Raw genomic sequence first — 14,031 nt, 5'->3', positions numbered from 1 at the left:
TTTAAAGTAATTATAACAAAAAATAGATATTTATTAAATAGTGAAAAATAAATTGTAAGTAAGCATTAATAGACAAGCTATATCATAGATTAAATAGAGAACATTTAAAGGAGGGATATAGTGGGGAATTTAGGGGCAGTTTTATTTGCTATATTAGCAGGAGTTTCTACAGCAATAGAAGCATTTGTAAATGGAGAACTTGGAAAAAATACAACTGCATTAATAGCTACATTTATAAGTTTAGTAGTAGGAGCATTATTTTTTTTAATAAGTATATTATTAGCTGGAGATTTTAAGGATTTAGCTAATATAAATAGTATAAATCCTAAACTATTAATAGGTGGTATACTTGGTGGGTTAATTATATATTTTACAGTAAAATCAGTTCCAAGTTTAGGTGTATCTAATACATTAACACTTATAGTAGTATCCCAGATGTTAATAGGTTTTTTTATAGACGCTACTCTTTTAAAAGAAAGTATACATCTTTATAAATACATAGGAGCAATACTTCTTGTTATTGGTACTTTTTTTATATTAAGTTAATCTAAATATAAATTTAAAAATAAAAACTTAATTAAGAATAATAAAGCTATAAGTATATAAAATTATATATTTATAGCTTTATTAATTTTTAGATAAATTTATTCTTTAAAATAATAAGGTATTATATATCTATTGTTCTTTTTCCCAAGCTATAATAACAAAATCTTTTTTAGTTATATTTCTTAATTCTTCCTCTATTTTTTTTATTGCTTTTTCTTCATCCCTAGATACATTTGCTATTTTATAGTTTGTATTGAAAGATTGATTATTCATAAATACCTCCATAAAAATTTATTCAATTATAGTATTTACAAATAAAAAGGATATATTTTAATGACTTATTTACATCTTTGGATAAATTTTATATATGTTATTTACTTAATCCAAATAGGTGATGTTACAGATGTTTTTTCATTGTCTTGAATAATTTTTACATAATAAAAACTATTTTTATTAGACTTCATTGAAAATTCTAATCTAGCTATATTAGAATCGAAATTTTTACTCTTTACTACTTTACCTTTGTTACTTATAACTTGTATCTCTTTTATCTTATCATTTTTGTCATTATCAACAGCACTTATATAGAAGTTTAGTCTTGAACATTTAGTTATTTTACTTCCCATAGGAAGATTATTTATAGTGTAATCTACTTTTAAATTTTTATCTTCAGATGCATATACCCTCATATTTTTTAAAGCGTCGTATAAAGCATCTTTAGTAAGTTCACTACATAATACTACTGTTCTAAATTCATTTGCTATACCAAAATTAACTCTATGATTATCTTGATTGCATGTAGGCGCGACATGCCATCCTTTATCTAATGCTAACTGATACATATCATAAGACTTAATATTTTTACTATCATCAGAATTATATCCATTTCTTACTTCTAGTAATGAGATAATAGCATCTCCTTTAGGTGAATACTCTAAATTATTGAAATCTCCAAATTTTTCACCAGGATGATTAAATTGACCTATTAAATTTTCTTGGTTATATATATAATTATAAAAATTATCTAAATTCATCATATCACCATGTTTTTCAGTTATAAATCCCTTAGAATTAAATATGTTAATATGTCCTATAGGATTATCTACATTATAAGGATAGGTCATTTCAAATCCATATAGACCTAAAAAATTTTTTTCACATGTAAATTTATCACTAACTTTTACAAGCTCAGACCATTTATTACTTTTAGAAGCATTATTTATATCGCACTTTGAGTTATTATCTAGCATATTAGAATGCTCCGTTATGAAGAAAAAATCTAAATTAGCTTTATCACGAGCTAGATAATAAGCATCACTATAACTACCATGACCATCGCTTGCACTAGTATGAGAATGTAAAAGACCTCTATAATGCTTATAAACAGGTGTTCCAACTGTAAAATACCACTCAATATTAGACTTATTTTTATTTGGAGATAAATCTTTTATTTCAAGACTTACTACTTGGTTTCCTCTTTTAAATTTTTTATCTGGTATATAAGTTATACTAGAATCTGAAATAGTGGATTTATTAGTTACATCTTCATAATTGACGAGTAATCTAATTGAAGATTTATCTATTTTACTTTCATCAAAGTATTTAATTTTTATAGTAGGTTTTGACACTATATATTCAGAACATTTACCAGGAGATATAGATTTTATAGTAGGAGGAGTATTATCAAAAGAACCAACATGTACAGAATCATTATTTAAATAATTAACATGTAATATATTTCTATTAAAGCCTAAAATAGAAAATGTAAAAGATATAAATAAAATTAAAATTGTTAATAGAAGGTTTAATCTCATAAATAATCAATTCCTTTACCTTATATTGTGTTATTTATCATATGTATTTTTTATATATACATACATGAAAATATAGGTAGTATTAATATAATTTATTAATATCAAATACTATAGGAGGATAGTATGAGAATAGAGGCAATGGAAGTTAATACAAATAAAAAAGATATACTCAAATATATATTAAAAAAGATGCCTTTAATGAGCAGAGTTTTACAATTTAATATGTTAATAAAAGATATACATTTAGAATATGTTGAAATTAAAGTTCTTAGCTATGAAATAATAAGTAAAGAAAGAAGTATTGGCATATTTAGAAACAAAATAAGTACATATAAAATAACTATGTTAGTTAATACCTATAATGGATACTCAGAGTCTGTTAATATTATACCAAGTACAATAAGTAAGTATGTAGATAAGAGTTATATAAAAAGATCAAAAATATCGGAAGAGTATATGGTTGAAAATGTTAAATGTGAGATAATGGGATTTTTAAAAAATAAAAAAAGTAAACTTGAAATAGAAAAAGTTAACCTTCAAGATATTAATATAAAAGAAGTTAAGAGTATTTATAAACCTTATTGGGTAGCAAATTTTAGGGGAAAAAATATACTAATAGATGCTTAAAGTAAAGGATACAGAGATATCTGTATCCTTATAAACTATTTATTTTTAACTAGATAATCAAGTGTTTCTAACTTATATCCCTCTTCCTTCCAATGAGTTATAACTTCATCTAATATTTGAGTATTAGTAGTAGAGTTTGGATGAAGTAAAACTATAGCACCAGGATGAGTTCTTGAGTAGATTTTTTCCTTTGCATATTCAGGCGTAGGTTGATTATCATTATACCAATCTACATAAGCAAAGCTCCAAAATATAGAACTATATCCTAAGTCTTGTGTGTATTTTAATGATTGCTCACTAAATTTTCCCATAGGTGGTCTGAAAAACTTAGGCATATCTTTACCAGTGACATCTTTATAAGCATCCTCTACACTTGTTATTTCATCTTTGAATTTTTCAAAATCTGTTATTTTAGCCATTGAAGGATGATTTTTAGAATGATTGCAAACTAAATGACCTTCTTTTTCCATCCTTTTTATAAGCTCTGGGTTATTTCTTATATAGCTTTCTACAACGAAAAAGTGGGCTTTTACATTATGTTTTTTCAATGTATTTAGTATACTTTCAGTTGTTCCATTTTCATATCCTGCATCAAATGTTAAGTATATTATTTTTTTATCCTTATCACCGACATAATATGAATTATACTTTTTAAAGAAATTAGCTTCTTTAATAGGTTCTGGTTGTTTTCCATCGTTTCTTGGATTGAAGTACCAGTTATATTCTGTATTTATAGGATTTAATATTTGAGTTTTAGATTTATTTACTATATTAAAATTTGTAGTAAATATTAATGTAAATATAAGTAAGAAAAATCCTATTAGTAGATAGTTTGTTGTATTTTTTTTATTCATAAAGTCACCTCTAGTAGTGTAGTAAATTTATATATAGTTTTAATAATTAAGTTAAAAATATACTAATAAAAGTAAATGGAAATTATATTTTTACTTTTTGGATAAACTTATCATATAATTATGTATACAAGACAATGAAATAAATATGTTTAAGTATAGACATATTTGATGGAAGGTAAATGAAATGGAGAAATTTATACATCAATTAACTAGTAAGTTATATAGTGTTTTAGATAATATAACTTATTTAGATATAGAAGCTAGCAAAAATTCAAATAAAATTAAGTTAATAGGAGTGAAGTTTTTTAATAATCAAGTATACACTTTTGAGGAAATAATAAATAATGATGATAAAATTTATAATATAAATAGTTTAAATGATTTTATAGGAGATAGCTATATAGCAATGTTTGATTTATCATCTAATAAAAAGTTTATAGAGAATTATATAAACGATAAGATATTAGATGTAAAAGAGTTAGTGCATGTAATTAAGCCCTATTATAGTGATTATAATATTAAGGATTTAAATGATATATTAACAAATGATAAGTATATAAGTGATTTAATAAGTATTGTAAACATTGTAAACAATATAATAATAAGTATAAAAAAAGAAGATAAATTAACATTAGAGCCTTTAACATTTAAGATAAATTCTTACTTAAATAAATTTTCACTACCTAATTGGGAGTGGAGTGAGTTAATAGATAGTGTAGATGATATTAAAAAATTAGGAAGTTTAGAAAAAAAAGCAGAAAAAAATTAAAAGATAATAAAAAAGAAAAGCTAGTAATAAGAAAACTAAATGAAAATGAAAGAAATTATGAAGAATTATTAAAAGATGAAAGCATATGGGCTAAAAAAGAAGGATTTATATATGAATACAGGCCAGGGCAGTATGAACTAACCAAAACTATAAGAGAAACTATAAGTAGTGCTACTACTTATAAAATAGCATGTATAGAGGCACCAACAGGAATAGGTAAAAGTGTAGGATATTTACTTCCAGCTATATTAGAAGCAAGGTTAAACAAAAAGAGAATGATAATATCTACAGACACTAAAGAGCTTCAAATACAATTGATCAATAAAGATATACCTAATGTATTAAACTCATTAGGTCTTATGGGAAAGATAAAGTATGGATACATAAAAGGAAAAAACAACTATATATGTGTAGAAAAATTAGAACAGTATAAACATGAATATACCTCTAAAAAACCAACTAAAAAAGAAATACTAGGGATATTACTACTAGAACAAATAGTTAAGGAAGGAAAACACGGTGATATAGAGGAGATAAGTCCTTCTATATTAAATGAATTTAATGTAATAGGTGATCATATAAAACATGTTAGTTGTGATCCAAATTTATGTAGACCTAAAAAGTGTAATAAAGAATGTCTATACAAAAATAGGGTAGAAGAATTAAAAGAAGAAGATATAACTGTTATAAATCACTCTTTATTAGCAAAGTGGCCTTATAAAGAAGAGAAACCACTAGAAAATATTATAGTGGATGAGGGTCATAATTTAGCTGAAAAGGGATATGATTTTTTCTCAAGTACTATAGAATACAAAGCACTAAAATATTTTTTAAAAGAAATATATCCATATGAATATATAGGAAATAGTCCTTTTATATATGAAAAGTATAAAACATCTAGAAAGATAAAGTATTTTGATAAGTTTTATCATCATGTTCACTTTGGAAGAGATATAAAAGAAAAAATAAGTAGGAATATAAATTTAATTTTAGAGGAACTTAACTCTGTTCTAAGATTTGGTATAGAATCAGATTATAATTATTTAAGTAAATATAACTTAAGGTGGGAATTTAATCTACAACAAAGTGAAGTGCTAGGAAATGTAAAAAAAGAAGATGAATATATAGAATTAACATATTTAAGTTATAGTAATAAGATTAGAGATAGTTTTGATAAAATACTAAGAAATTTAATAGCTATATTAGTTATAATTGATAGAAATATAGATGATGATAGTATAGATAAGGAATCTGATATATATAAATTTGGTAAAGCAAGAATAAAAGAACTAGAAGATATAAGGACTACATTTGAACTATTTATGGAATTTACTGAAGAAGACGATTTTGCAAGAATTATTGAAATAGATAAAAATTATACTAACTTTGAGGCTAAAGTTGTTCCTTTAAAACTAGCTAAATTGTTTGAAGAAAATATATTAAGTCAAGTGGAAAGTGGTATATTTATATCTGCTACTTTGAGTGTAGAAAACAATATGAATTATTTTAAAAATACTCTCGGTATAAATAGGGTTGAAAATATCGAAAAAGTGATAGAGCCTTTATATAATTATAAAAACAAAGTATTAACATTAGGGCTAAGCGATTTATCAAATTATAATAATAAAAACTTTACAACAGACATATCAAATACTATATACAAAATATGTGAGGTAACACATGGACACTTATTATCATTATTTAATAGTACAGATAGATTGGATAAAACATACGAAGATCTAACTCATATATTAAATGGAAAAAACATAGATATATACAAAAACAAAAAAGGAATTAGAAATTTAAAGAATATGAATCAAAATTGTGTGGTATTAGGGTCGAAAGGATGCTTTGAAGGTGTAGATGTTCCAGGGGATGGACTTGTGTGTGTAACCTTAGATAAAATTCCTAATCTAAATCCGAAAGATCCTTTATACTCAACTATTATGAAAAAATATGGCTTGACCTATCAATCTATAAACTACCCTCAGATGGCTATTAAAGTAAAACAAGCTATGGGAAGGATCTTAAGAAGCAAATATGATTACGGATGTTTTATAATCTTTGACATAGGAACTAATGGGCATACTTTAAAAAAATTAGAGAGAGATCTTCATGGTTGTAAAATAAATATAGTTAGCAAAAATAATATACAAAACTATACTAATAATCATCTAAATATATGTAGAAAGCAGGTTATGAGAGAGGTATTAGTAGATGTTAGGAACTTATTAACAATTACAGATATAGATGACATAAAAGATATAGAACAGTTTGTAGTTGAGCAAATGAATCAAAGGTATATAAAGTGCAGAGTTACTTCAAATAATCATGATAAATTAAATATAAAGTACTTTAATCATAGATACACTATACCAAAAGAAAAAATCAAATTAAAATCTAAGGTATGAGATTATAAAAAGACTTTACCTATATTTTAATTATTGAATAAGATTAGATATTTAAGAAAAAATAAATCTTATAAAAGTAGTTAAAAGAAAGGATGTAAATATGAGTTATATATTACTTATAATAGGTTTTTTAATTCTTATAAAAGGAGCAGATGTATTTGTAGTTGGCTCATCATCTATAGCAAAAACATTAAAGGTCCCAACACTTATAATTGGGCTTACAATAGTTGCTTTTGGTACTAGTGCACCAGAAGCTGCAGTAAGTATAACAGCAGCATTAAAAGGAAGTAATGATATGGCTATAGCCAATGTAGTAGGGTCTAATATATTTAACTTTTTATGTGTTTTGGGAGTCGTAGCAATAATAAATCCTATAAAGGTACAAAAGAGCACTATAATTAAAGAATTCCCATTTGCAGTACTTGCAACTATAGTACTATCTATATTATCTCACGATATAAAGTTTCAAGGGTATACTCAAAATGCTTTAACAAGAGCAGATGGGCTGATGCTACTAACTTTATTTGGTATATTTATGTATTATTTAGTAGAGATGGCCATAACATCTAAAGAGGAAATGGAAATAGATCAAGCTGATGAGAGCATACCTATGAGTAAAAGTATACTAATGAGTATCTTTGGTATAATTGGAATAATAGTAGGTGGTCAGTTTGTTGTAGATAGTGCAAGCAATATTGCTTTAGCTTGGGGTATGAGTGAAAATCTAGTAGGCTTAACTATAGTATCTATAGGAACATCTCTTCCGGAGTTCGTAACGAGTATAGTTGCGGCTAGAAAAGGTGAAAGTGATATAGCTATAGGTAATGTAGTTGGTTCGAATCTGTTTAATATATTATTTGTTTTAGGTATATCCTCATTTATAAGCAATATACAAGTTCATAGCATAGTGTTTGTTGATATGATGATTATGATAATAATAACAATATTAACATATATATTTGCAGGAACTAAGCAACGTATAAATAAAAAAGAAGGTATATTATTAGTTATAATGTATATATTATATATGACATTTATAATAATAAGAAAATAAAAAAGAGTCTTTAAAGACTCTTTTTTATTTTAAGCTATTCCGTTTTCAAATTCTTCTATTAAATCTTCATCAGAAAGTTTTTCTATTGTTAATCCTGTTAATCCATAGAATAATGATATTAAAGGACAAATTAAGTTAAAGAATGCATATGGTAAAAATACGAAAGATCCAATTCCAAGTGTTGCTGACATATATGCTCCACAAGTATTCCAAGGAATAAGTGGAGACGTTATAGTGGCACTATCTTCTAAAGCACGAGAAAGATTCTTAGGAGATAAACCTTGTCTTATAAATGCATCCTTATACATACTTCCTGGTATAACTATGGCTAAATATTGGTCTGCAACTGCTAAGTTAGTACCGATACAAGTAAATATTGTAGCAGCTATAAGTCCAAAAGTACCCTTTGCAAATTTTAGTATAGACTGTGCTATAACTTGTAACATACCAGTTTTTTCTAATACCCCACCTACAGTTAAAGCACAAAGTATTAACGATACTGTTCCTAACATACTGTCAAGTCCACCTCTAGTAAGAAGATCATCAACAAACTTCATTCCAGTAGATGAAACATAACCAGTCTTAGCAACTACAAGTATATCAGCGACAGAAGCACCTTGGAATGCTACAGCACAAACTCCACCTAATATAACACCACCTATAAGTGCTGGTATTGTAGGCACTTTAAATATAACCATTGCTATAACAGCAACAGGAACTAAAAGCAAAAGTGGAGATAATGTATTGTAATTACTCAATAAAGCATTTTGAATTTGGTTTATTTGAGATATATCCATTTCAGAACCTGCGTATTTCATTCCTATTATACCGTATAATACAAGTGAAATTAAAAGAGCAGGACCAGCTGTATATACCATATGTTTTATGTGATCAAATAAAGTAGAACCAGCCATAGCAGGAGCTAAGTTTGTTGTATCAGATAAAGGAGACATCTTATCCCCAAAATAAGCTCCAGATATTATAGCACCTGCAACTATTTTACCAGGTATACCTAAGGCACTACCGATACCTAAAAGAGCTATACCTACAGTACCAGCTGTTGTCCAAGATGAACCAGTAGAAATAGATACTATAGCACAGATTAAAGTAGTTGCCACTAAGAATATTCCAGGTGATAATATTTTAAGACCCCAATATATCATAGCAGGAACTATACCACCAGCTATCCAAGTACCTATTATCATACCAACTACTAAAAGTATAAGTATTGACTGCATTGTCGTATTTATAGTAGATAGTATACCTTCTTCTAATTCTTTCCAAGTAAAACCTAATCTAAAAACTGCAACACCACTTGCAAATGTAGCACCTATTATAAGTGGTATATGAGCAGATATTTCATACTTTCTTAAAAATACTAAACATGTCACCAAAACCGCAACTAAAACAGAAACACAAAGTAGTGCATCAAACAAAGTTGCTTGTTTTTTAATCTTTTTTGTCATAAAAGTCCTCCTAAAATTCATACCGAATATAACGTTAAGGAGAAAAGAGATAATAAAAAAAGTCTAGGTGTAAAGATATTATCCTAGACTTAAGCATTCAATCGTATAATTAAAAATACGCTTAATCTAAAGATAGCACTCCACATATGAATGTGACAGTGTTATACATATTTTGCATAACCCCAATATATAAGTTTAAAGCTTCCCTTATATATTTCGGCATAGTTACCTTTTATTTTGCTTCTTCGTGCTTACCTCCACAAAACTACTATTTAACAATGCGACCTCTACCAATAGTTATATTCGATTTATTTGATAATAAAGATTATACCATAAATTCAAAAAAAATAAAGTATGAAATATTTAGGAATGTAAAAATTAAGGAAATTTTCATAAGAATATGTAAAATAATAAATCTTTTAAAAGCATTGATTTTAATATAGAATAGTTATTAAATGTATAATTTAAGAAGAAAATAAATTTTATATAAATAGTTATATTAAAGGAAGTGAAAAATTTGGCTAAAGTTAAGTTTTATGCAGTAAGAAAAGGAAGAAACAATGGAGTATACAATACATGGAATGATTGTAAGGAACAAATAAATGGTTTTTCAGGTGCTGAGTATAAAAGCTTTACTACAATAGAGGAAGCAAAAGCATATATAGATGGTGAAAGTAGCGTAAAAATACAAGAGGGAAAAGAACTTGTAAAAGCTTATGTTGATGGTAGTTATGAACATTCAATAAGAGAATATGGTTCAGGGGTAGTTATAATAAAAAATGAAGAAGTTATAAAAACTTATAGCAAAAAAGGAAATGATAAAGATTTAGTTGGAATGAGAAATGTCGCAGGTGAAATAGAAGCTGCAAAGATTGCGATGAATTATTGTATAGATAATAACATAAATAATTTGATTTTATATTTTGATTATGAAGGAATAGAGAAATGGTGCTTAGGATTATGGAAAACTAATAAAGAAGGAACTACCAAATATAAGAAATTTTATGATAATATAAAAGATAAGTTAAATGTTGAGTTTGTAAAAGTAAAAGCACATAGTGGTAATAAATATAACGATGAAGCTGATAAATTAGCAAAGAAAGCTATAGGAATATAAAAGTCTTGCAAAGTATTTTGCAAGACTTTATTTTTAACTTAATCCAAAATCCTCTAATTCAGCTAAAACAAAAGAAGGTCTATTTATACCATCATACATAGCTTTTGCCAAAATATTTGCCTGGTCATATGTCGATGTCCAAGAAAAAATGCCACCAAGACAATTATCTAATACATATAGAGCTTTTATATAAATAGAAAGGGTATCCTCATAAGACATTGAGAACTCTCCATCTTTTACTAGATAAGGTACTTTAGCATCTCTATCAAACATTACTGTATGACCATTTTTATTTATATAATCCCTTCTAAGTTGATCATATGATCTTGTAATTGCAGCTCCAAGTCTACCATAAAAAGGAACCCCAAGTAGTATTTTTTCACGAGGCATACCGGCATTTATTAAATTTTGTACCATAGAATCTACACTATATCCTCTTAAAGATAAATTAGAAGGATATAAATTAGCATGATGTTTCTTAGCATTCTCACCTGTTTCTCCAGCTGTAAAATCATAACTCATTAGATTAAAATAGTTTATTAAAGGAGCTATTTTAGATATTTCAGCACTTCTATTTATATAACCAATATCTCCAGTACCAGCAACACTTAACCACTTATTATCTCCTATAACATCTCTTAGAGCGGTTAGTAAAAGTGTAAAATTTTCTTTATCTTCAGGTCTAGATTTTATACCCGCACCACTACTTCCAGGATATTCCCAGTCAATATCAATACCATCTAAATTATATTGCTTTATAAGCTTATTTGCTTCTCTAGCAAATGCATATCTAGATGCAGGAGTTAAAGCAGCATCAGAAAAACCTTCAACTCCCCATCCACCAATGGCAGCAATAACTTTTAAAGTAGGCTTAATATTTTTAAGACTTATAAGTTGATTTAAATAATTAGGAGTAGGAACTCGTAATGTTCCATTTTCATTAATTTCTACGAATGCATAGATTACAGCATCAAGTAAATTAGGATCTACGTTTCCAGGATTACCAAATACATACTCCATAACTATTGGACTAACATCAGGACAACTTATAGCAGGCTGTTTATCTGGGTCTGTTATTTCAGGTCTTTGGCACTTTTTAGTATTTTTAGATTTTATAAATATATCTTTATTATGTTTCACATTAATAGTTGGTCTATCCTTATCAGGCATAAAGCAAAGATACCAGTCCATATACGCATATTCTTTCTCACAGTTTTTAATTTTATTTTTTAACTCTTTATAAGTTTTAGGAGATGGTGTTATGACTGGCATACCAGGAAACCAGTTAGCAGGAGTTACTACTTTATCTTTATCACTAGTTTGAAGTGCTTCTATAATTCTTAAAATCTCAGGAATATTTCTACCAGTTGTGAGAGGATAGTAAAGTATAGTTCTGAGTATTTGTTTATCATCTATTATAAAAACAGATCGTACTGTAGAAGTATTACTCATTTGTTCTGAAATCATACCGTATAGCTTAGCTACATATTTATCATTATCATCTATAACTGGAAAAGGAATATCAATACCTGTCATAGTAAATATATTATACATCCAAGCTAGATGAGACGCATTACTGTCAACACTTAGGCCTATTAATTCTGTGTTTCTTTTTTTAAATTCATTATGGTATTTAGCAAAGCATAGAAATTCTGTAGTGCATACTGGAGTAAAATCTCCAGGATGAGAAAATAAAACTACCCATTTACCATTATAATCAGATAATTTTATAGGCCCAAATGTTGTGTTAGCCTTAAAATCAGGAGCTTTCGATCCTAAACTTGGAAGGCATGGCATATATATCACCCCTTAATTAATAAAATATAACCTAATTATATTTTATTAATTAAGGGGTGATATTGTTACGAAGAAAATATAATTGTAAATACTTTTAGAAAAATAACTAATAAGAATTGCTATTTATGTGCATATTTGATATATTTAAAGATAGATAAATGTAAAGATTTGTTATTATACGGGGTGAGAATGTTGAAATCTATCCTAAGAAAGATAGAAAGTATATTTAAGGTTTTAGTTCTATCATCTATTATATCTTTTGTTATAACATTTGGACTTATACTGTTAAATGCTATTATGGGAGTGTTTATAGGGTTAGAATATTACTTTATGTTATTTACAGGATTAACTTTATGTTTAACAGTTATGTTAGTAGTTGTAGACTACAATAGAATATTTAAAAATAAAAAACATATACAAAAGACTAAAGTTAGCAAGAGTAAAAATATTAAAAGAGGAAATACAAAAGAAGTTGTTAAAGCAAAAAGAAAAATATCTTAATATTAAAATGATTTAAAAAGGCACAATAAAATAAACTATGGTGTCTTTTTTGCTTATTAATTATTATATCTATTTATAAATTATGCATAATTATTGAATTTATAGTAATAGGTTAAAAAGTAATGATACCACTTTACACGGTAGCAAAAAAGAACTTTTCGGTAATAGATAAAGTCACTTAAATAAAGTTAAAATTTTATTTAAGAAAATAAAATTTTAGTTATAAATATATAAAACCTATAATAAAAGATAATTAAGAACAATTATAGGAGAGGTTGCTTATGGAATACAATATATTTTCAGAAATGGTAACTGGTTATAAAAATATATTAAAAAAATCGAAATCTCAAGATTATTTAGATTTCGATTTTTTTGATAAAGGAATAGTTTTTGCTGTGTCTGATGGTCATAGTAATGATTTTTTCAAATATAGTGATAGAGGAGCTAAAATAGCTTGTAATATTGCAGTAGGCATGCTTAAAGATTTGGCAGATTTAGATACAAAAGATTTAATTAATATGCTAGAAGAAAAAAAAAATACAAATGGAAATTCAATCAAAATGGATGGATTTAGTTAAGTTAGATTTTGAAAGATTTCATCCATTAGTTTTTAAAACAGAATATATAAAATATTCTACAACATTAATAGCAGTGTTGGTAACTAATAGATTTAGGCTATATTTAAAAATAGGAGATGGAAATATTATAATAAAAGATGATACTGAGTTTAAAGAAGTATTAGAAACTAGAAAAAGTGATACAGTTGATTCTTTAGGAAGAATAGATTCATATAAAAATATTATGTATTATATAGATGATGAAATAAATAAATACAAAGAAAATATTATTATATTTACAGATGGATATGAGCAGTCTTTTGACAATAAAAATGAATTGTACAAAAGCCTTAATGATACAATATATATGTACAATAAGAGTGTATTTTCTAGGGAAGTTCTAAAAAGAACTTACAAACAGCGACTAAGTAAGTTAAGCAAGCAAAAAAGTCAGGATGATATAAGCATTGTGTTTTTAATATAAATAAAAAAATAAGTCAATATTATGTATTTAAAAA

At 26.4% G+C, this 14,031-nt stretch carries 14 protein-coding genes, 1 pseudogene and 1 riboswitch; of the genes and pseudogenes, 10 read left to right on the top strand and 5 right to left on the bottom strand.

Features of this window, described 5'->3' with window-relative positions:
• The first annotated feature begins 120 nt into the window (after positions 1-120).
• Positions 121-546 carry a DMT family transporter gene (locus FRIFI_RS09730; RefSeq protein ID WP_166505743.1) on the top strand — a complete coding sequence of 142 codons (426 nt, stop codon included), beginning with the start codon at positions 121-123 and terminating at the stop codon, positions 544-546.
• A 129-nt stretch (positions 547-675) separates the two neighbouring features.
• Here FRIFI_RS09730 and FRIFI_RS09725 read toward each other — a convergent pair whose 3' ends face one another.
• Together FRIFI_RS09725 and FRIFI_RS09720 are read right to left on the bottom strand one after the other, a co-directional pair.
• The gene (locus FRIFI_RS09725; RefSeq protein ID WP_166505742.1) at positions 676-819 is read right to left on the bottom strand and encodes a hypothetical protein; all 144 of its coding nucleotides are present in this window, start codon (positions 817-819) and stop codon (positions 676-678) included.
• 101 nt (positions 820-920) lie between these two features.
• Positions 921-2,360, bottom strand: a complete 1,440-nt coding sequence (locus FRIFI_RS09720) for a CehA/McbA family metallohydrolase (protein WP_166505741.1) — start codon at positions 2,358-2,360, stop codon at positions 921-923.
• Positions 2,361-2,483: 123 nt separating this feature from the next.
• Here FRIFI_RS09720 and FRIFI_RS09715 point away from each other — a divergent pair, with 123 nt between their 5' ends.
• Positions 2,484-2,987 (top strand): hypothetical protein, encoded by a 504-nt coding sequence (locus FRIFI_RS09715; RefSeq protein ID WP_166505740.1) that lies wholly within the window; start codon positions 2,484-2,486, stop codon positions 2,985-2,987.
• 35 nt (positions 2,988-3,022) lie between these two features.
• Here FRIFI_RS09715 and pdaA read toward each other — a convergent pair whose 3' ends face one another.
• The gene (gene pdaA, locus FRIFI_RS09710; RefSeq protein ID WP_092924892.1) at positions 3,023-3,841 is read right to left on the bottom strand and encodes a delta-lactam-biosynthetic de-N-acetylase; all 819 of its coding nucleotides are present in this window, start codon (positions 3,839-3,841) and stop codon (positions 3,023-3,025) included.
• 184 nt (positions 3,842-4,025) lie between these two features.
• On the opposite strand from pdaA, the gene FRIFI_RS15185 reads away from it, so the two are divergent.
• The 4 genes and pseudogenes from FRIFI_RS15185 to FRIFI_RS09700 all read left to right on the top strand — a co-directional run bounded on the left by FRIFI_RS15185 (position 4,026) and on the right by FRIFI_RS09700 (position 8,075).
• Positions 4,026-4,610: a hypothetical protein gene (locus FRIFI_RS15185; protein WP_242977248.1), complete on the top strand. Its 585-nt coding sequence runs from the start codon at positions 4,026-4,028 to the stop codon at positions 4,608-4,610.
• Positions 4,574-4,876: pseudogene (locus tag FRIFI_RS15480) on the top strand (hypothetical protein); the annotation flags it as partial. The gene FRIFI_RS15185 and the pseudogene FRIFI_RS15480, both read left to right, overlap by 37 nt.
• A 9-nt stretch (positions 4,877-4,885) precedes the next feature.
• Positions 4,886-7,021, top strand: a complete 2,136-nt coding sequence (locus FRIFI_RS09705) for an ATP-dependent DNA helicase (RefSeq protein ID WP_242977247.1) — start codon at positions 4,886-4,888, stop codon at positions 7,019-7,021.
• Positions 7,022-7,121: 100 nt separating this feature from the next.
• A complete protein-coding gene (locus FRIFI_RS09700) occupies positions 7,122-8,075 on the top strand; it encodes a calcium/sodium antiporter (RefSeq protein WP_166505739.1) in 954 nt (317 codons plus the stop codon).
• A gap of 29 nt (positions 8,076-8,104) precedes the next feature.
• Here the strand turns inward: FRIFI_RS09700 and nhaC are convergent, their stop codons facing one another.
• Positions 8,105-9,541, bottom strand: coding sequence for a Na+/H+ antiporter NhaC (gene nhaC / locus FRIFI_RS09695; protein ID WP_166505738.1), 1,437 nt, complete (start codon positions 9,539-9,541; stop codon positions 8,105-8,107).
• Between the two features lie 125 nt (positions 9,542-9,666).
• A riboswitch (Lysine riboswitch) is annotated at positions 9,667-9,839 on the bottom strand.
• Between the two features lie 219 nt (positions 9,840-10,058).
• Here nhaC and FRIFI_RS09690 point away from each other — a divergent pair.
• A complete protein-coding gene (locus FRIFI_RS09690; RefSeq protein WP_166505737.1) occupies positions 10,059-10,658 on the top strand; it encodes a ribonuclease H1 domain-containing protein in 600 nt (199 codons plus the stop codon).
• Between the two features lie 33 nt (positions 10,659-10,691).
• Here FRIFI_RS09690 and FRIFI_RS09685 read toward each other — a convergent pair whose 3' ends face one another.
• A complete protein-coding gene (locus FRIFI_RS09685; RefSeq protein WP_166505736.1) occupies positions 10,692-12,455 on the bottom strand; it encodes a peroxiredoxin in 1,764 nt (587 codons plus the stop codon).
• Positions 12,456-12,644: 189 nt separating this feature from the next.
• Here FRIFI_RS09685 and FRIFI_RS09680 point away from each other — a divergent pair, with 189 nt between their 5' ends.
• The 3 genes from FRIFI_RS09680 (at position 12,645) to FRIFI_RS09670 (ending at position 13,997) form a co-directional block, all read left to right on the top strand.
• Positions 12,645-12,956, top strand: a complete 312-nt coding sequence (locus FRIFI_RS09680) for a hypothetical protein (RefSeq protein ID WP_141664380.1) — start codon at positions 12,645-12,647, stop codon at positions 12,954-12,956.
• Between the two features lie 281 nt (positions 12,957-13,237).
• Complete coding sequence (locus FRIFI_RS15280) at positions 13,238-13,534, top strand: protein phosphatase 2C domain-containing protein (RefSeq protein WP_166505735.1); 297 nt, start codon at positions 13,238-13,240, stop codon at positions 13,532-13,534.
• On the top strand, positions 13,500-13,997 hold the full coding sequence (locus FRIFI_RS09670) for a protein phosphatase 2C domain-containing protein (RefSeq protein ID WP_166505734.1): 498 nt from the start codon (positions 13,500-13,502) through the stop codon (positions 13,995-13,997). Before FRIFI_RS15280 ends, FRIFI_RS09670 begins: the two co-directional genes overlap by 35 nt.
• The last annotated feature ends 34 nt before the right edge of the window (positions 13,998-14,031 follow it).

The organism is Romboutsia hominis (assembly GCF_900002575.1).
Classification (GTDB): domain Bacteria; phylum Bacillota; class Clostridia; order Peptostreptococcales; family Peptostreptococcaceae; genus Romboutsia_C; species Romboutsia_C hominis.
Note: the sequence above shows the minus strand (reverse complement) of the source record. Positions and strands in the feature narration are given on the sequence as shown.